Source organism: Klebsiella sp. GW_Kp181, assembly GCF_040062315.1.
Taxonomy (GTDB): Bacteria; Pseudomonadota; Gammaproteobacteria; order Enterobacterales; family Enterobacteriaceae; genus Klebsiella; species Klebsiella oxytoca.
In genome coordinates this window covers 15,429-33,161 of the sequence record NZ_JBEAFR010000086.1, presented here as the reverse complement: position 1 = coordinate 33,161, position 17,733 = coordinate 15,429, and the positions used below count along the sequence as shown (strand labels likewise).

Annotated in this window: 17 protein-coding genes; 14 read left to right on the top strand and 3 right to left on the bottom strand. The window is 59.8% G+C overall.

The genetic code is table 11. The annotated features are described in order from the left end of the window. Positions 1-251 precede the first annotated feature (251 nt). Both tynA and paaZ read right to left on the bottom strand, forming a co-directional pair. A complete protein-coding gene (gene tynA, locus ABLV11_RS26005) occupies positions 252-2,510 on the bottom strand; it encodes a primary-amine oxidase (protein ID WP_126489058.1) in 2,259 nt (752 codons plus the stop codon). Between the two features lie 190 nt (positions 2,511-2,700). Further along, positions 2,701-4,746, bottom strand: coding sequence for a phenylacetic acid degradation bifunctional protein PaaZ (gene paaZ, locus ABLV11_RS26000; protein WP_126489059.1), 2,046 nt, complete (start codon positions 4,744-4,746; stop codon positions 2,701-2,703). Positions 4,747-5,033: 287 nt separating this feature from the next. Between paaZ and paaA the strand changes: the two genes are divergently transcribed. The 14 genes from paaA to ABLV11_RS25930 all read left to right on the top strand — a co-directional run bounded on the left by paaA (position 5,034) and on the right by ABLV11_RS25930 (position 16,911). Then, positions 5,034-5,963: a 1,2-phenylacetyl-CoA epoxidase subunit PaaA gene (gene paaA / locus ABLV11_RS25995; protein WP_064373523.1), complete on the top strand. Its 930-nt coding sequence runs from the start codon at positions 5,034-5,036 to the stop codon at positions 5,961-5,963. An 11-nt stretch (positions 5,964-5,974) separates the two neighbouring features. Beyond that, entirely contained in the window at positions 5,975-6,262 is a 288-nt protein-coding gene (gene paaB / locus ABLV11_RS25990) for a 1,2-phenylacetyl-CoA epoxidase subunit PaaB (protein ID WP_004101679.1), read from the top strand. Positions 6,263-6,269: 7 nt separating this feature from the next. Then, on the top strand, positions 6,270-7,025 hold the full coding sequence (paaC, locus tag ABLV11_RS25985; protein ID WP_053064837.1) for a 1,2-phenylacetyl-CoA epoxidase subunit PaaC: 756 nt from the start codon (positions 6,270-6,272) through the stop codon (positions 7,023-7,025). A 12-nt stretch (positions 7,026-7,037) separates the two neighbouring features. Then, positions 7,038-7,535, top strand: coding sequence for a 1,2-phenylacetyl-CoA epoxidase subunit PaaD (gene paaD, locus ABLV11_RS25980; protein ID WP_126489060.1), 498 nt, complete (start codon positions 7,038-7,040; stop codon positions 7,533-7,535). 7 nt (positions 7,536-7,542) lie between these two features. Beyond that, positions 7,543-8,613 (top strand): 1,2-phenylacetyl-CoA epoxidase subunit PaaE, encoded by a 1,071-nt coding sequence (gene paaE, locus ABLV11_RS25975; protein ID WP_224250507.1) that lies wholly within the window; start codon positions 7,543-7,545, stop codon positions 8,611-8,613. Beyond that, positions 8,610-9,377, top strand: a complete 768-nt coding sequence (gene paaF / locus ABLV11_RS25970) for a 2,3-dehydroadipyl-CoA hydratase PaaF (protein WP_004101684.1) — start codon at positions 8,610-8,612, stop codon at positions 9,375-9,377. Before paaE ends, paaF begins: the two co-directional genes overlap by 4 nt. 2 nt (positions 9,378-9,379) lie before the next feature. Further along, positions 9,380-10,168, top strand: coding sequence for a 2-(1,2-epoxy-1,2-dihydrophenyl)acetyl-CoA isomerase PaaG (gene paaG / locus ABLV11_RS25965; RefSeq protein WP_024274096.1), 789 nt, complete (start codon positions 9,380-9,382; stop codon positions 10,166-10,168). Positions 10,169-10,171: 3 nt separating this feature from the next. After that, positions 10,172-11,593, top strand: a complete 1,422-nt coding sequence (locus tag ABLV11_RS25960) for a 3-hydroxyacyl-CoA dehydrogenase (RefSeq protein ID WP_126489062.1) — start codon at positions 10,172-10,174, stop codon at positions 11,591-11,593. Continuing rightward, a complete protein-coding gene (gene paaI, locus ABLV11_RS25955; protein WP_004101689.1) occupies positions 11,583-12,005 on the top strand; it encodes a hydroxyphenylacetyl-CoA thioesterase PaaI in 423 nt (140 codons plus the stop codon). Before ABLV11_RS25960 ends, paaI begins: the two co-directional genes overlap by 11 nt. Then, a complete protein-coding gene (pcaF, locus tag ABLV11_RS25950) occupies positions 12,005-13,210 on the top strand; it encodes a 3-oxoadipyl-CoA thiolase (protein WP_126489063.1) in 1,206 nt (401 codons plus the stop codon). The genes paaI and pcaF overlap by 1 nt, the downstream gene beginning before the upstream one ends. Before the next feature lie 28 nt (positions 13,211-13,238). Next, a complete protein-coding gene (gene paaK / locus ABLV11_RS25945; RefSeq protein WP_126489064.1) occupies positions 13,239-14,555 on the top strand; it encodes a phenylacetate--CoA ligase PaaK in 1,317 nt (438 codons plus the stop codon). Positions 14,556-14,961: 406 nt separating this feature from the next. Further along, positions 14,962-15,888, top strand: a complete 927-nt coding sequence (paaX, locus tag ABLV11_RS25940) for a phenylacetic acid degradation operon negative regulatory protein PaaX (RefSeq protein ID WP_024274100.1) — start codon at positions 14,962-14,964, stop codon at positions 15,886-15,888. Positions 15,889-15,897: 9 nt separating this feature from the next. Beyond that, a complete protein-coding gene (gene paaY, locus ABLV11_RS25935; RefSeq protein WP_016807877.1) occupies positions 15,898-16,494 on the top strand; it encodes a phenylacetic acid degradation protein PaaY in 597 nt (198 codons plus the stop codon). A 9-nt stretch (positions 16,495-16,503) separates the two neighbouring features. Then, the gene (locus tag ABLV11_RS25930; protein WP_126489065.1) at positions 16,504-16,911 is read left to right on the top strand and encodes a GFA family protein; all 408 of its coding nucleotides are present in this window, start codon (positions 16,504-16,506) and stop codon (positions 16,909-16,911) included. A gap of 37 nt (positions 16,912-16,948) precedes the next feature. On the opposite strand, the gene azoR is transcribed toward ABLV11_RS25930, so the two are convergent. Beyond that, positions 16,949-17,554 carry an FMN-dependent NADH-azoreductase gene (gene azoR, locus ABLV11_RS25925; RefSeq protein ID WP_004101701.1) on the bottom strand — a complete coding sequence of 202 codons (606 nt, stop codon included), beginning with the start codon at positions 17,552-17,554 and terminating at the stop codon, positions 16,949-16,951. Between the last annotated feature and the right edge of the window lie 179 nt (positions 17,555-17,733).

Here is a 17,733-nt window from a genome sequence, read left to right as displayed (position 1 = left end):
ATTGATAAAGCCTGGCGATGAAATGCGGCGTTTGCGGCGAACTCGCTCAATATCGTTTACGGCTGCTACCGTTCGCCCCGGCCCTTAGCCGCCCGGGCTAATTCACTCCCGCATTAAAGCTGCCGGGCTGATTATGGTGCCGTCCCTTAATGAGCTCAGGAGAGCGGAGCGGCAGGGCATTCTTCTGAATAAGCTGAGAACGGCGATAGCCCCAGACCCTGGTTTTATCGCCGTTTAGCGTCTAAGCCACCTTACTCCTTCTTCTCGCCAAGCGTCGGCGTCTCGTCAAAGAAGTTCCACGGTTTCAGCAGCGCATGCGCCCACTCGGTCGGCATAATCGGCCACTCCTCGGCGCGGGCCACGTGGGTGGTACCGGTGGTGATCCACACGACATCATCGTGGTTGTCCAGGGATTCATCATCTTTCGCGTACTGGCCGAGGCCGGTGTCGTGAATTGAACGGTTAGGGTACTTACCTTCCGGGAAGCGTTCGGTCGGATGATAGCGGGTGACCCACAGCTGTTTATCCATAAAGCTCAGGCGATGGTAAATCCACTCATCAGGGGCAAATTTTGCCCCGGTAGCGACCGGATGCGTGCCGCCCGCGTAAGGGATAATCTGATACGACACCGGATTACCCATCCGGTTTTCCCTGGTGGTATTGCTTAGCAGACGGATGGTGCCCGGGTCAAATTTCTGCGCCGCTTTCTGCTCGCTATCAATCGTGTACTGATTGATCTGCATGGTGCTGCTGCGCGGGCCGCCGGCGGTATTCGGCTTCACTTCCGGGTCCATGGCCACCAGCGTGTTGTTCTCTCCGTCAACGTCAAGATCGAGGCGGAAGTTATAAATATGCTGGTGGGTGGTGCCGACAATATTATGGTCAATCAGCGTGCCGTAGCGGGTGTCCTCTTTGGCGCTCGGGTCATGCATAGTCTTCGCTTTCACGCCTTTAACCGCTTCGATGCCGGTGGCTCCGGCGTCAATGCCGATTGTGCCGTTTTCGTGGAATACCCAGTCAAAGATATAGTCGTAGTTGCCGACGGTACTGATCCAGCGCACCACCAGTTCGCGGCGCTCGGTACTGACGTTCGGCTTGCCCATCTCTTGATGTTTATACTCCGGCCCGGCGTAGCGTTCGAAAATAGCGATCGCGCGCGGAATGGTAGTGGGTGTGCCGGTATAGTCGGCGATGGTTTCATCCAGCAGGACCGCGTTGGACGGCGCGTCTTTACCGCGGACGATAGGTGAGGTCAGGGTGCCCATGCCGTAGTCGCCGGAATCGAGATAGGCCTTAAAGTACCAGCCCACGTCCGGGTCGCCGTAGGGCACGATCATTCCACCGAGCGATCCTTCGTACATCACCTGACGTTTCTTGCCGTTATCGTTATATGTCACGGTGGAGAGAATCGGCCCAACGCGGGAGTTCATGCGCAGGTGGAAATCCCAGTTTTGCCAGTGGATCACATCGCCGGTAATGGTGTAGTTTTTGCCTTCCGGCTCGATGATATCGAGGGGTTTAACCTTCGGTGCCACGCGGTCGCGCCCGTCATAGGGGCGGGCTGCCATCGGTACCGGGATCGTCGGACCTTCTTCAATTTTAATAATCTTCTTCTGTTCGAGGTCGACTACCGCGACCAGATTTTCAATCGGATGCGCCCAGTAGTTACCGTCGCCAACGTCAAGATAGCTGACCACTTTCAGCAGCCGCGCATCCTGCTTGAGGCCATCTTTGCCGTCGAAGTAGCCGACGGTTAGCGGGGTGGTAATCACCTTGCTCGGGTCGTCGATGCCGTGTTTTTTTAACACTTCGGCAAATTCGCTGCTGGCGTTGATGATGTTCTGCACGCTGGCGAAATCATCCAGCAGCACCATGCCGTGGGCGTCTTTAATCGGCGTCCATGAAAGCACCTTTTTATTCTGTAAATCCACCACTGCCTCAATAACGTGCTTGCCGTCGAGCATAATCACGTCGGCAGCGCGAGGGGCGTCGACCGGTGTGCCCTGAAGAGCAAAGGCCCAGACGGCGGCTTTATCGGGCTCGCGCAGGGAGACTTCGCTAAAGCGAGTATTAGGTTTGAAATCCGCAGCGGCTTTAACGATAGCGACCGCTGCGCTGATTTCCGCCGCTGACAGCGAATTCAGCGGATGCGGGCTTTTTTCCACCTGAAAGGTCTGATCGAGACCGGACTGGAAGACATCGTTGATGAAGGCGTCAGAAACCCACGCTTTACCCTCTTTGATCACCACCGGCACCAGCAAATCGAGGGTTTTGCCGTTGACGATGGCCGTTTTCGCCCCCGGTTTAACCTTCACGTAAGCGCCGTCTTTGATCAGGGTATACATCTGCGCGTAGTCATCCCACTGAACGTCTGCGCCGAAATCCTGCAGGGTTTTATCCATCGGGACCATATGCGCTTCGCCTCCGTGGGCGAACGCCGGGCTTTGCCAGGCGCAAAACAGGGCGACAGCCAGCGCCATAGCCGTCTTGCGGGGGGAAAGAATCGCCATTGTGACCTCACCTTATTGTTGTGTTGTGCAGTGCCGCTGCGAATGTCGGCTTGTCTATCGTTAAGCTAACAGCGGTCAGCGCCGGGGCGTTTGCCTGCTTTTGCCAGGTTGTTTGTCAGTTTTGCCAGTTATAAAAAATGCCTCCGCAGAGGCATGAAGATGGCGATAAAGATGGGAGAATTTCTAATATTTACCCGGCAAAATCCCCCTGCTGGCGGGCCACCAGGGTCAGAATGGAGTAGAGGGCGACCGCCTGCTGGTGCTGATTAAAAATCTCTACCGCCCACTCAACGACGCCGGTCGCTTTCTCTTCAGCGTTGCGCTGACGTTTCACCGTTTTACGCTTGCAGGTCAGGCGTACCTGGATGGTATCGCCCGGCTTCACCGGCTCGATGAAGCGCAGATTCTCCATCCCGTAGTTGGCGATCACCGGGCCGACCCCGGCGTCAACAAACAGCCCGGCAGCGGCGGAAATCAGGAAGTAGCCGTGCACCACGCGTTCGCCGAAAATCGACTCCGCCGCGGCAATCTTATCCATATGGGCGTAAAAGTGATCGCCGCTCAGGCAGGCGAAGTTGACGATATCCGCCTCGGTCAGCGTGCGGCGCGGAGTCAACAGGCTGTCGCCCGGCTGGATCTCCTCGAAATATTTGCGGAACGGGTGAATGCGGTCTTCCACCACCTGCGCGCCGCGCACCCACTGCTGGCCGATGGCGGCGAGCATCGTCGGGCTACCCTGAATCGCGGTGCGCTGCATATAGTGCTTCACCGCCCGCAGGCCGCCCAGCTCTTCACCGCCGCCGGCGCGCCCCGGACCGCCGTGTACCAGCTGCGGCAGCGGGGAGCCGTGGCCGGTGGACTCTGCGGAAGACTCTTCGTTCAGTACCTGAATACGCCCGTGGGCGCGGGCGGCGCCGAGAATAAACGCGCGCGCCAGTTTTCCGCTGGCGGTGACCAGCGTGCCTGCCAGGCTACCTTCACCGGCCCGCGCCAGGGCCATCGCATGCTCGACGCTCTGATAGGGCATCAGAGTAGCCACGGGGCCGAACGCTTCAATGGCGTGTACCGCCGGGGTCTCATCCGGCTGCGGGCAGAACAGCAGCGTCGGCGGGAAGAATGCGCCCGCGGCGTTGAGATCCGCGCGACCACCCAGCAACACTTCACATCCCGCTTCGATCAGACGGTTTACATTATCCTGTACGTCCTGACGCTGTTCGTGGTTGACCAACGCGCCCATCTTAACGCCTTCCTGCGCCGGGTCACCGAACGCCACTTTTTGCAGGCGCGTAACCAGCGCGTCGCTCACCGCTTTAACCTGTGCCTGCGGCACGATAATACGGCGGATGGCGGTGCACTTTTGCCCGGCCTTCGCCGTCATTTCTCGTACCACTTCGCGAATGAACAGCGCGAACTCCGGCTGCTCCGGCGTGACGTCGTCACCGAGTACGCAACAGTTTAGCGAATCCGCTTCCATGGTGAAGGGAATGGACTTCGCGACCAGGTTGGGATGCACCCGCAGCTGCTGTCCGGTATGGGCCGAGCCGGTAAAGGTGACAACATCCTGGCTATCGAGATGGTCGAGCAGATCGCCCGCGCCACCGCAGATCAGGCTGATTGCGCCCACCGGCACCAGTCCGCTATCGACAATCATTTTAACCATCGCCTGAGTCAGCTGCGCGGTAGCGGTAGCCGGTTTGATGATGGCGGGCATCCCGGCAAGCCAGGTGGGCGCCAGCTTTTCCAGCATGCCCCAGCAGGGAAAGTTAAAAGCGTTGATATGCACTGCCACGCCGGACTTCGAGGTCAGCACGTGGCGGGCGGCGAAGCCTCCCTGTTTTGATAGCGGAATCAGCTCATCTTCCGGCCACAGGGTATCGTCCGGCAGCTCGCGGCTGCCAAGGCTGGCGTAGGTGAAAAGGGTGCCAATGCCCCCTTCGATATCCACCCAGCTGTCGGCACGGGTAGCGCCGGTTTCGGCAGAGATTGTATACAACGCCGCCTTCTGCTCCAGCAAATATCTGGCGACCGCCTTCAGCATTGCGCTGCGCTCAATAAAGGTCATCGCCTCCAGCGCTTTGCCGCCGCGCTCAATCGCGAAGCGTCGCGCCTGCGCCATATCCAGACCCTCGCTGGTGACTTCCCATAGCGCTTCGCCGCTGATGGCGTGATGGATAGTGCGCGCGTGGCCCCGGCCGGTCTGCCACGTGCCGGACAAGTAGCTGGCTAACTGCTGCATGTTTCATCTCCAGATGTGTTACGTGAAATATCTATAAATAGTTCTTTGGTGAATCATAAAAAGCAAGCCTGTATTTAATAATTTATTAACATTGTGATCGGTGGCGATCTGCGTTTAGCACTTAATCTATTGTTAGTTATGTGGTTTACAAAAGCTTTTGCGGTAGCTATCACAAAAAGAACAAACAAAATTTGTGGTTTTATTTAACCTGAATGTAACTTTTATAAAACAAAGTGATTCGAAAATTATTTATAGTCGAGTTTATTGGAATCATAAAAGGTGATGACGTGACAGAAGAACAACGCTTTGACCAGCGCATCGCGCAGGAGACGGCCATCGAACCGCAGGACTGGATGCCGGAAGCCTACCGCAAAACGCTGATCCGCCAGATTGGTCAGCACGCGCATTCGGAAATCGTCGGCATGCTGCCGGAGGGCAACTGGATAACTCGCGCGCCAACCCTGCGCCGCAAAGCGATTCTGCTGGCGAAAGTGCAGGATGAAGCCGGGCACGGTCTGTATCTCTACAGCGCCGCGGAAACCCTCGGCTGCGCCCGCGAAGATCTGTATCAGAAGATGCTCGACGGCAAGATGAAGTACTCCTCTATCTTCAACTACCCGACTCTGAGCTGGGCGGACATCGGCGTAATCGGCTGGCTGGTGGACGGCGCGGCCATCGTCAATCAGGTGGCGCTGTGCCGTACCTCCTACGGACCCTATGCCCGGGCGATGGTCAAGATCTGCAAAGAGGAGAGCTTTCATCAGCGCCAGGGATTCGAAGCCTGCATGGCGCTGGCGCAGGGTAGCGACGCGCAGCGGCAGATGCTGCAGGACGCCATCAACCGTTTCTGGTGGCCGGCGCTGATGATGTTCGGTCCGAACGATGATAACTCGCCAAACAGCGCCCGCAGCATGGCGTGGAAAATCAAGCGTCACTCCAACGATGAGCTGCGCCAGCGCTTTGTCGATAACACCATTCCGCAGGTGGAAATCCTCGGCATGACCGTACCCGACCCGGATTTACAGCGGGATGAAGCCACCGGCCACTACCGCTTTGGCGCCATCGACTGGCAGGAATTTAACGAGGTCATTGCCGGACGCGGGATCTGCAACCACGAACGTCTGGCCGCTAAACGCAAGGCGTGGGAAGAGGGCGCATGGGTGCGGGAAGCCGCGCTGGCGCATACGCAAAAACAGCAGGCTCGCGACGCCGCATAAGGAGAAGAAAGATGAGCAATAACTATTGGCCTTTATATGAAGTGTTCGTTCGCAGCAAACAGGGACTGTCACACCGCCACGTCGGCAGTCTGCACGCCGCCGATGATCAGATGGCGCTGGAAAATGCCCGCGATGCCTATACCCGCCGCAGCGAAGGCTGTTCGATTTGGGTGGTGAAGGCCAGCGAAATCGTTGCCTCGCAGCCTGAAGAGCGCGGTGAATTTTTCGATCCGGCGGAGAGCAAAGTCTATCGCCATCCCACCTTCTACACCGTGCCCGACGGCATGGAACATATGTGAGGCGACGATGAAAAACGATAACTCCGTTGCAGCTTATGCTCTGCGCCTCGGCGATAACGGCCTGGTGCTGGCCCAGCGTCTGGGCGAGTGGTGCGGCCACGCGCCGGAGCTGGAGATCGATCTGGCGCTGGCCAATATCGGTCTCGACCTGCTGGGGCAGGCGCGCAATTTCCTCAGCTATGCCGCTGAACTGGCTGGCAGCGGCGATGAAGACACCCTGGCCTTTGGCCGCGACGAGCGTCAGTTTCGCAATTTGCTGCTGGCGGAGCAGCCCAACGGCAACTTTGCCGACACCCTTGCTCGCCAGTTTTTTATCGATGTCTGGCACGTAGCGCTGTTCAGCCGCCTGGTCGGCAGTCGCGATACGCAGCTCGCCGCCATCGCCGCCAAAGCGTTAAAAGAAGTGCGCTACCACCAGCGCTTTAGCCGTGGCTGGCTGGAGCGCCTGGGCAACGGCACGGCGCTTTCGGCGCAGAGAATGCAAAGTGCAGTCGATAATCTGTGGCGCTTTACCGGCGAGCTGTTCCAGGCCGATGAGCTGGAGATTGAGCTGAGCGCGCAGGGCATCGCCGTCGACCCACGCGAACTGCAGGGCGAATGGCAGAGTGCGGTACATACGGCGCTGATCGACTCCGGTTTACAGATCCCGCAAGAAGCGGCCTTCCGCAGCGGCGGTAAACAGGGGCTGCACAGCGAGCATCTCGGGCCGCTGCTGGCGGAGATGCAGTATTTACAGCGCGCGTATCCCGGCCAGCAGTGGTAGCAGGAGGTGGTTATGCAACGTCTGGTTGATATCGCTCCCCCGGAGATCCACGCCGTCTGGGAGGTATTAAGCGCCATTCCCGACCCGGAAGTTCCGGTGTTGACGATTACCGACCTCGGCATGGTGCGCAGCGTGGATCGCCGCGGCGATGGCTGGGTGATTGGCTTTACGCCAACCTACTCGGGCTGCCCGGCGACCGAACATCTGTTGGGAGAAATCCGCGCGGCAATGACGGAAAACGGCTACGCGCCGGTGCATATCGTGCTGCAGCTGGACCCGCCGTGGACTACTGACTGGATGGGGCTGGAGGCGCGTGAACGTCTGCGCCAGTACGGCATCAGTCCGCCGCAGGGTCATGCCTGCCATGCCCATATGCCGGAGGAGGTGGTCTGCCCGCGCTGCGCCAGCCGCCATACCTCGCTGATTAGCGAATTCGGTTCCACGGCTTGCAAAGCGCTATATCGCTGCGACAGCTGCCGGGAACCCTTTGATTACTTTAAATGTATTTGAGGTTGCGATGACGACATTTCATTCGCTTACCGTGGCGAAAGTGGAGCCGGAAACCCGCGATGCGGTCACCATCACCTTTGCCATTCCCGACGCGCTGCGAAACGCATACGCCTTCCGTCCGGGCCAGCATCTGACATTAAAAGCCCGCCTTGGCGGGGAAGAACTGCGTCGCTGCTACTCCATTTGCCGCAGCCGCACGCCGGGGGAAATCAGCGTGGCGGTCAAGGCCATCGACGGCGGACGCTTCTCACGCTATGCCCAGAACGACATTCAACAAGGGATGGCGTTGGAGGTGATGGTGCCGCAGGGCCACTTTGGCTACCAGCCGCAGGCCGGGCGCAGCGCGGACTACCTGGCGATTGCCGCTGGCTCAGGTATTACGCCGATGATGGCGATTATCGACGCCACCCTCGCCACCGAACTCGACAGCCGTTTCACCCTGATTTATGGCAACCGCAGCAGCCACAGCATGATGTTCCGCCAGGCGCTGGCCGACCTGAAAGACCGCTATCCGCAACGCCTGCAGGTGGTGCATCTGTTCAGCCAGGAGGCGATGGACAGCGATCTGCTGCAGGGGCGCATCAATGGCGACAAGCTACGCGCGCTGGCCGCCCGTCTGCTGGATTTCAGCCGCTTTGAGCGCGCCTTTATCTGCGGGCCGGCGGCGATGATGGATGAAGCGGAGATGACCCTGCGCGAACTGGGCATACCGGAGAAAGCGATTCATCTGGAGCGCTTTAATACCCCGGGCAGCAGCGTCAAGCGGGCCACCGGCGTCCAGGCAGAGGGGCGCACGGTCACAATCCGTCAGGACGGCCGCGACAGAACCATCGCCCTCAGCGCAGAGGATGACAGCATCCTTGACGCCGCGCTACGCCAGGGGGCGGATCTGCCGTTTGCCTGCAAAGGCGGAGTCTGCGCCACCTGTAAATGCAAAGTCCTGCGCGGCGAGGTAGCGATGGCTGCTAACTACGGCCTCGAAGCCGACGAAGTAGCGGCAGGTTACGTGCTGAGCTGCCAGTCGCTGCCCACCAGCAGCGATGTGATCGTCGATTTCGACGCGCGGGGGATGGCATGAGCGAACTGTTAATTGCTCGCCACGCGCGCGTCCTCCAGCTGACGCTTAATCGCCCGCAGGCGCGCAACGCGCTGAATAACGCGCTGCTGACGCAAATTGCCGACGTGCTCGACGCGGCGGCGCTGGACCCGACGGTCGGCGTCTGCGTTATTAGCGGTAATCAACGCTTTTTTGCCGCAGGGGCTGACCTGAACGAAATGGCGGAAAAAGATCTGCCTGCCACCCTCGATGATATTCGACCGCGGCTGTGGGCGCGTATCGACGCCTTCACCAAACCGCTGATCGCCTCGGTAAACGGCTATGCCCTCGGCGCCGGATGCGAACTGGCGCTGCTCTGCGACCTGATAGTCGCCGGCGATAACGCCCGTTTTGGCCTGCCGGAAATCACCCTCGGTATTATGCCGGGCGCGGGCGGGACCCAGCGCCTGATCCGCAGCGTCGGTAAAGCGCTGGCCAGCCGGATGATATTGAGCGGCGAAAGCATCGATGCCAGGCAGGCGCTGCGGGCGGGGCTGGTAAGCGAGGTTTATCCGCCAGCGCTCACCGATGAATATGCACTCGCTTTGGCAGCAACCGTGGCCCGCCACTCGCCGCTGGCGCTGCGCGCGGCTAAACAGGCCTTACGGTTGTCGCAGGAGGTCAGCCTGCAGGCCGGGATTCAGCAGGAACGCCAGTTATTTACTTTGCTGAGCGCGACTGAAGACCGTCGCGAAGGCATCGACGCCTTTCTCCATAAACGTACTGCGGAATTTAAAGGACGCTAATCGTGGAAGCTTTCATTCTCAGCGAAACAGAACAGGGCGTGATGACGATTACCCTTAATCGCCCGGACCGACTGAACAGTTTTAACGACCTGATGCACCAGCAGCTGGCGGCGTGCCTGAAACAGGCCGAACGCGACGACAGCATACGCTGCCTGCTGGTGACCGGTGCGGGGCGCGGTTTTTGCGCCGGGCAGGATTTAAATGACCGTAACGTCGACCCCAGCGGGCCGGCGCCGGATCTCGGGCTCTCGGTTGAGCGTTTCTATAACCCGCTGGTGCGCCGTCTGGCGGCGCTGCCGAAGCCGGTGATTTGTGCGGTGAACGGGGTCGCGGCGGGTGCGGGAGCTACGCTGGCGCTGGGCTGCGATATCGTGCTGGCGGCGCGTTCGGCGAAATTCGTGATGGCGTTCAGCAAGCTTGGTCTGGTGCCGGACTGCGGCGGCAGCTGGTTTCTGCCGCGCGTGGCGGGACGGGCGAGGGCGATGGGGCTGGCGCTGCTGGGCGATAGCCTGAGCGCAGAGCAGGCCGCTCAGTGGGGGATGATCTGGCAGGTGGTGGACGATGCCGAGCTGAAAGAGACCGGCCAGGCGCTGGCCCGTCATCTGGCCGCCCAGCCAACTTATGGCCTCGGTCTGATTAAGAAGGCGCTTCAGCTTGCGGAAACCCAGACTCTGGATCAGCAGCTCGATCTTGAGCGCGATTATCAGCGCCTGGCCGGACGCAGCGCCGACTATCGCGAAGGCGTCAGCGCCTTCCTCGCGAAGCGTCCACCTCAATTCAGCGGGAAATAGCCGATGAGCAAAACGTTACCTACCGTTGCGGTAATAGGCAGCGGCACCATGGGCGCCGGCATTGCCGAGGTGGCCGCCGCCGCCGGGCATCCGGTACTGATTTTCGACATCGATCCTGAGGCGGTGGTTCGCGCCATCGACGGTATTGGTCAACGTCTGGCCTCCCGCGTCAGCCGCGGCAAGCTGGCGGCTGGCCAGGCTGAGGCGCTGCTGACGCGTCTGTCTCCGGCTGAGGATCTGAGCGCTTTAGCCCGCGCGGAGCTGGTTATTGAAGCTGCCTCCGAGCGCCTGGACGTGAAAAAAGCGCTGTTCAAACAGCTGGCTGAAATCTGCTCCCCGTCAACGCTGCTAGTCAGCAACACGTCGTCGATATCGATCACCGCTATCGCCGCTGGAGTCGCGCACCCGGAGCGGATTGCCGGGCTGCACTTCTTTAACCCGGCCCCGGTGATGAAGCTGGTCGAAGTGGTCAGCGGCCTGGCGACCTCGGCGGAAGTCGTTGAACAGCTCTGCCAGCGGGTCTGCGCCTGGGGAAAACAGCCGGTTCGCTGCCGTTCGACGCCCGGTTTTATCGTCAACCGCGTGGCGCGTCCTTTTTATGCCGAAGCGTGGCGAGCGCTGGAGGAGCAGGTTGCCGCGCCGGAGGTGATTGACGCCGCTCTGCGCGACGGCGGCGGTTTTCCCATGGGGCCGCTGGCGTTGACCGACCTGATAGGCCAGGACGTTAACTTTGCGGTGACCTGTTCGGTGTTTAACGCCTTCTGGCAGGACCGCCGCTATCTGCCATCGCTGCTGCAGCAGGAGCTGGTTCTGGCCGGACGGCTGGGCAAAAAGAGCGGGCAGGGGGTCTACTGCTGGCCTGGCGAAGCGCAGCCTGAGCTGGCGCTGGCCACCGTATCAGCAGAACGCGCAGCAAAGTGCATTAAAAGTGACGTTGTCACCGAGCTGGACGAGGTGCTGCTGCTGGAAACGACCGGTGAAACCGCCCTGGCATTGAGCATCCAGCACGGCCGTCCGGTGGTGGTCTACGACCATAGCGCGGGCGAAACGGTGGTGCTGGCCAGCGCGGAAACGGCCTCACAGGCGGCGACCGACAAAGCCATTTTCTATTTTCAGCAGCAGGGCAAAAAAGTGCTGCAGATCGCCGACTATCCAGGGCTGCTGGTGTGGCGGACGGTGGTGATGCTGGTTAACGAAGCGCTGGATGCGCTGCAAAAAGGCGTTGCCGGCGCCGAGGATATCGATACCGCCATGCGCCTGGGCGTTAACTACCCGCGCGGTCCGCTGGCGTGGGGGGAATCACTTGGCTGGGGCCGGGTACTGCGGCTGCTGGAGAACCTACAACAGCACTACGGCGAGGAGCGCTATCGGCCCTGTTCCCTGCTGCGTCAGAAGGCGCTGATGGAGAAACATCATGAGCAATGAAGCCTGGCGTAACGCCCGCGCGATGTATGAGAACGATAACTGCGCGCAAGCGCTGGGGATCAAGATTATCGAGATGGATGACGGCTACGCGCAGATGTCCATGGCGGTTACCGCGAACATGCTCAATGGCCATCATACCTGCCACGGCGGGCAGCTGTTTTCGCTCGCCGATACCGCCTTCGCTTACGCCTGCAACAGCCAGGGGCTGGCGGCGGTCGCGTCGGCGGCGAGCATCGATTTTCTGCGCCCGGCCTTTGTCGGTGAGCTGCTGACCGCGACGGCGAGAGTCAAGCATCAGGGCAAGCTGACCGGGGTCTATGACATCGAAATTGTCAATCAACAGCAAAAAGTTGTTGCCTTGTTTCGCGGTAAATCGCACCGCATCGGCGGCACAATCACAGGAGAAGTCTGATGCGCGACGCTTATATTTGTGACGGGATCCGCACGCCGATTGGCCGCTACGGCGGGGCGCTGGCCAGCGTGCGCGCCGATGACCTGGCCGCCATCCCGCTGCGCGAGCTACTGAGCCGTAACCCTAAGTTCGACCCGGCATCGATTGATGATGTGATTCTCGGCTGCGCCAACCAGGCCGGTGAAGACAACCGTAACGTGGCCCATATGGCGACGCTATTGGCGGGCTATCCCCACAGCGTACCCGGTACCACCATTAACCGCCTGTGCGGCTCCGGTCTGGACGCCATCGGCTTCGCGGCCCGCGCCATCAAAGCCGGAGAGGCGGATGTGATGATCGCCGGCGGCGTTGAGTCCATGTCGCGGGCGCCGTTCGTGATGGGGAAGGCCAGCGCCCCGTATCAGCGCCAGGCCGAGCTGTTTGATACCACCATCGGCTGGCGTTTTGTGAACCCGCTCATGCAGCGGCAATTTGGCACTGACAGCATGCCGGAAACGGCGGAGAATGTAGCTGAATTGTTAAATATCAGCCGCGCCGATCAGGACGCTTTCGCTTTCCGCAGCCAGCAGCGGACGGCGCAGGCTCAGAGCGACGGTATTCTGGCGCAGGAGATCGTGCCGGTCGACATTATCGGCCGGAAAGGGGCGGTAAACGTCGTGCGTGACGACGAGCATCCGCGAGCGGACACCACCATTGAACAGCTTTCGCGGCTAAAAACGCCGTTCCGCCAGGGCGGCGTAGTGACCGCGGGAAATGCCTCCGGCGTCAACGACGGCGCCGCGGCGCTGATTATCGCAAGCTCGCAGCAGGCCATCGTCCAGGGGCTGACGCCCCGGGCGCGCATTGTGGCCATGGCGACGGCGGGCGTCGAGCCGAAATTTATGGGGCTGGGGCCGGTTCCGGCGGTACGTAAAGCGCTGGAACGCGCCGGGCTGAACATTAACGACATGGACTTGATTGAGCTGAATGAAGCCTTTGCCGCTCAGGCGTTGGGCGTGCTCAGAGAGCTGGGGCTGGCGGACGATGCCCCCCATGTTAATCCCAACGGCGGCGCCATCGCCTTAGGCCATCCGTTGGGAATGAGCGGCGCCCGGCTGGCATTAAGCGCCAGCCTGGAGCTGCAGCGCCGCAGCGGGCGCTATGCGCTGTGTACGATGTGTATTGGCGTGGGTCAGGGCATTGCCATGATCCTTGAGCGAGTGTGAGCGAATCTACCTGCGAGTACCCTACAAAATGACAACGATAACTCAATTAGACCCGATTGAAACCGCATCGCGCGACGAGCTACAGGCCCTGCAAACCCAGCGTCTGAAGTGGACCCTTAAGCATGCGTATGAGAACGTGCCGATGTATCGCCGTAAATTTGATGCGGCGGGCGTTCATCCTGACGATTTTCACGAACTGAGCGATCTGAGTAAGTTTCCCTGTACCACCAAACAGGATCTGCGCGACAACTATCCGTTTGATACTTTTGCGGTGCCGATGGAGCAGGTGGTGCGCATCCATGCGTCTTCGGGCACCACCGGCAAGCCGACGGTGGTGGGCTATACGCAAAACGATATTGATAACTGGGCCAATATTGTCGCACGCTCCCTGCGCGCGGCGGGCGGGACGGCGAAAGACAAAATTCATGTTGCCTATGGTTACGGGCTGTTTACCGGCGGTCTCGGCGCTCACTACGGCGCGGAGCGTTTAGGCGCGACGGTCATTCCCATGTCCGGCGGGCAGACCGAAAAACAAGCTCAGCTAATCCGCGATTTTCAGCCGGATATGATCATGGTCACTCCGTCCTATTGTCTGAACCTGATTGAAGAGCTGGAACGCCAGATGGGCGGCGACGCCAGCGGCTGCTCCCTGCGGGTGGGCGTGTTCGGCGCGGAGCCGTGGACCCATGCGATGCGGGCGGAAATCGAGCGCCGACTGGGTATTTCGGCGCTGGATATCTACGGTCTGTCGGAGGTGATGGGGCCGGGGGTGGCGATGGAGTGTCTGGAGACCGCCGACGGTCCGACGATCTGGGAAGACCATTTCTACCCTGAAGTGGTGAATCCGGACAACGGTACGCCGCTGAGGGACGGTGAACACGGCGAGCTGCTGTTCACCACCCTGACCAAAGAAGCGCTACCGGTGATCCGCTATCGCACCCGCGACCTGACGCGTCTGCTGCCGGGCACCGCCCGTATCATGCGTCGGATGGATCGCATTAGCGGACGCAGCGACGATATGCTGATTATTCGCGGCGTAAACGTCTTCCCGTCGCAGCTGGAAGAGGAGATCCTCAAGTTCGAACATCTGGCGCCGCACTATCAGCTGGAAGTTAATCGCCGGGGCCATCTTGATTCACTTTCGGTGCGCGTGGAGCTAAAAGAGAGCGGTCTGGCGCTGAACCACGAGCAGCGCTGTCAGATTTGCCATCAGTTGCGTCATCGGATCAAGTCGATGGTGGGGATCTCGACCGATATCAGCATCGTCAACTGCGGTAGCATCCCGCGTTCCGAGGGCAAGGCCTGTCGCGTGTTCGACCTGCGCAAGGTTGCCGCTAACGGATAACGTTTTCTCCCGGAGGCGGCGCATTGCGCCTGTCCGGGCTACACGACGACACAACTCCCTGGCCCGGACAGGGGTAGCCCGGGTAAGGCGTTTACGCCGCGACCCGGAGAGTGTGCCGGGATTGATGTATCAGCTCGGCCTCTTCCCGGCTTGCGCTGCGCTTAGCCGGGCTACGTGTTTATCGCCGTCTGCGGGCCGGTAGCCCGGACAGGTGCGCCAGCACCGCCTCCGGGAAGCCGTATCCAACATGGCTTCAGATGCTCTCCCCGGCTTGCGCTGCGCTTAGCCGGGCTACGTGTTCATCGCCGTCTGTGGGCCGGTAGCCCGGACAGGTGCGCCAGCACCGCCTCCGGGATTTCCTGTGCTATGATTCAAAAAGGACAAAAATAACAACAGAATGAATCAGATGAGTAAACTCGATACCTTTATTCAACAGGCCACGGAAACGATGCCCATCAGTGGAACCTCGCTTATTGCTTCTTTATACGGCGACGCCTTGCTCCAACGCGGTGGGGAGGTCTGGCTCGGCAGCGTAGCGGCGCTGCTGGAAGGACTGGGCTTCGGCGAACGATTCGTGCGTACTGCGCTGTTCCGCCTGAATAAAGAAGAGTGGCTTGACGTGGTGCGCATTGGCCGCCGAAGCTTCTACCGTCTCAGCGACAAAGGTCTGCGCTTGACTCGCCGCGCCGAACATAAAATCTATCGCGCCAGCGCCCCGGAATGGGACGGCACCTGGCTACTGCTACTGTCGGAAGGGCTTGAGAAGAGCACGCTGGCGGAGGTCAAAAAACAGCTGCTATGGCAGGGATTTGGCGCGCTGGCGCCGAGCCTGCTGGCTTCACCGTCGCAAAAGCTGGCGGATGTGCAATCTCTGCTGCACGACGCGGGCGTGGCGGAAAATGTCATCTGCTTCGAAGCCCACTCCCCGCTGGCGCTCTCCCGGGCGGCGCTGCGCGCCCGCGTTGAAGAGTGCTGGCATCTCACCGAACAGAACGCGATGTATGAGACGTTTATCAATTTGTTTCGTCCTCTGCTGCCGCTGCTTCGCGACTGCGAGCCCGCAGAACTGACGCCCGAACGCTGCTTTCACATTCAACTACTGCTGATTCACTTCTACCGCCGGGTGGTGCTTAAGGATCCGCTGCTGCCCGAAGAACTGCTCCCTGCACACTGGGCCGGGCAAACCGCGCGCCAGCTGTGCATCAATATTTATCAACGCGTTGCGCCCGGCGCGCTGGCCTTCGTCGGCGAGAAGGGCGAAAGCTCGGTGGGGGAACTTCCCGCGCCGGGGCCGCTCTATTTCCAGCGTTTCGGCGGACTGTCGGGCGTATAAGGAGGCACCATGCCCATTTATCAGATTGACGGTATGACGCCGGTTGTACCGGACGAGAGCTATGTTCATCCCACCGCCGTGCTGATTGGCGACGTGATCCTCGGCAAAGGGGTCTACGTCGGGCCTAACGCCAGCCTGCGCGGCGATTTTGGCCGTATCGTGGTGAAAGATGGCGCTAACATCCAGGACAATTGCGTGATGCACGGCTTTCCCGGCCAGGATACGGTCGTGGAGGAGGAGGGACATATCGGCCACGGCGCGATTCTGCACGGCTGTACCATCGGCCGCAACGCGCTGGTGGGCATGAGCGCGGTGATTATTGACGGGGCCAGGATTGGGGAAAACAGCATTGTCGGCGCCTCGGCCTTTGTGAAAGCCAATGCTGAAATGCCCGCCAACCATCTGATTGTCGGCAGTCCGGCCAAAGCCATCCGCGCGTTAAGCGAACAGGAGCTGGCCTGGAAAAAGCAGGGAACGCGGGAGTATCAGATGCTGGTGGAGCGCTGCAAGCAGACGCTGCATCAGGTGGAACCGCTAAAAGAAGCCGAGCCGGACAGAAAGCGGCTGATCTTTGACGAGAATTTACGGCCAAAGTCATCGTCCTGAGGGGAAAACATGGCAGAAAAATTATCCGCTCAATGCCACTGCGGCGAGGTGGCGTTTACCGTTGAACTCAGCGATGGCTTCAACACCGCTCGACGCTGCAACTGTTCATTTTGCCGGATGCGGGGAGCGGTTGCGGTCTCCGCGCCGCTTTCAGGAATCGATATCTTACGCGGGCGGGAGAAGCTCACGGAGTATCGCTTTAACACCGGTGAAGCCGTGCACTTTTTCTGCTCGGTATGCGGGATTTACACTTTCCATCAGCGGCGTTCAAATCCGCAGCAGTACGGGGTGAATGTGGCCTGCATTGCAGGCGTGTCGCCCTTCGATTTTCCCTGCTTAGAGGTCAACGATGGCGTGAATCATCCGAAAGATGGCGGCGGGGGCGTGGTGGGGTATTTGCGCTACGAGAAAAAGTGAAACTCTCCTCCCGCCGGGAAGCAGGAGGAGGCACATCTTATGCGGCAACGACGCTGTCGATAGCGGCTTTCGCATCAGACTGCGCTTTCGCTGCGACTTCCGGACCGTAAGCGATGCCTTCAGCGAAGACGAAGTTCACGTCGGTGATGCCGATAAAACCGAGGAAAGTAGAGAGATACGGGGTCACCAGATCGGTCGGGGTATCTTTATGGATACCGCCGCGGCTGGTGACGACCACCGCACGTTTTCCTTTTACCAGACCTTCTGGCCCTTTCTCGGTATAGCGGAAGGTGACGCCAGCGCGAGCCACCAGGTCGAAGTAATTTTTCAGCTGAGTCGGAATGTTGAAGTTATACATCGGCGCCGCAATAACAATCACATCGTTCGCCTGCAGTTCAGCGATCAGTTCGTCGGACAGCGCCAGCGCTTCCTGCTGACGCGGCGTCAGCGGCGCATCGCTCGGACGCAGGGCGCCAACCAGCTCGCCGTCCAGTACCGGGATCGGATTTGCAGCCAGGTCGCGCACGGTAATAACGTCTTGCGCGTGTTTTTCACGCCATTGTTCAACAAAATAGTCGGACAGCTGACCAGATTGCGAGTACCCTGCCAGAATACTGGATTTGAGAACTAATACTTTGCTCATGGGTGTTTCCTTTTTTAATGTGATTGACGGGCCTGTGCCCTGGTGCTTGATGACACTGTATTCACAATCATGTCACAGAGAAAGCGCAATAAATCGAACTCTGTATTCAGTTTTTTTGAACAAGGCACGAAATGCGCGGATGTGGTACTCTAGCGCAATATTTCATAAGAGATTTTTCC

Bases quoted from the DNA above. Each gene is read 5' to 3' on its own strand.
- paaZ (WP_126489059.1), bottom strand. From the start codon at position 4,746: ATGCAGCAGTTAGCCAGCTACTTGTCCGGCACGTGGCAGACCGGCCGG.
- paaI (WP_004101689.1), top strand. From the start codon at position 11,583: ATGAGCAATGAAGCCTGGCGTAACGCCCGCGCGATGTATGAGAACGAT.
- pcaF (WP_126489063.1), top strand. From the start codon at position 12,005: ATGCGCGACGCTTATATTTGTGACGGGATCCGCACGCCGATTGGCCGC.
- paaF (WP_004101684.1), top strand. From the start codon at position 8,610: ATGAGCGAACTGTTAATTGCTCGCCACGCGCGCGTCCTCCAGCTGACG.
- ABLV11_RS25930 (WP_126489065.1), top strand. From the start codon at position 16,504: ATGGCAGAAAAATTATCCGCTCAATGCCACTGCGGCGAGGTGGCGTTT.
- ABLV11_RS25960 (WP_126489062.1), top strand. From the start codon at position 10,172: ATGAGCAAAACGTTACCTACCGTTGCGGTAATAGGCAGCGGCACCATG.
- tynA (WP_126489058.1), bottom strand. From the start codon at position 2,510: ATGGCGATTCTTTCCCCCCGCAAGACGGCTATGGCGCTGGCTGTCGCC.
- azoR (WP_004101701.1), bottom strand. From the start codon at position 17,554: ATGAGCAAAGTATTAGTTCTCAAATCCAGTATTCTGGCAGGGTACTCG.
- paaY (WP_016807877.1), top strand. From the start codon at position 15,898: ATGCCCATTTATCAGATTGACGGTATGACGCCGGTTGTACCGGACGAG.
- paaK (WP_126489064.1), top strand. From the start codon at position 13,239: ATGACAACGATAACTCAATTAGACCCGATTGAAACCGCATCGCGCGAC.
- paaE (WP_224250507.1), top strand. From the start codon at position 7,543: ATGACGACATTTCATTCGCTTACCGTGGCGAAAGTGGAGCCGGAAACC.
- paaX (WP_024274100.1), top strand. From the start codon at position 14,962: ATGAGTAAACTCGATACCTTTATTCAACAGGCCACGGAAACGATGCCC.
- paaD (WP_126489060.1), top strand. From the start codon at position 7,038: ATGCAACGTCTGGTTGATATCGCTCCCCCGGAGATCCACGCCGTCTGG.
- paaB (WP_004101679.1), top strand. From the start codon at position 5,975: ATGAGCAATAACTATTGGCCTTTATATGAAGTGTTCGTTCGCAGCAAA.
- paaC (WP_053064837.1), top strand. From the start codon at position 6,270: ATGAAAAACGATAACTCCGTTGCAGCTTATGCTCTGCGCCTCGGCGAT.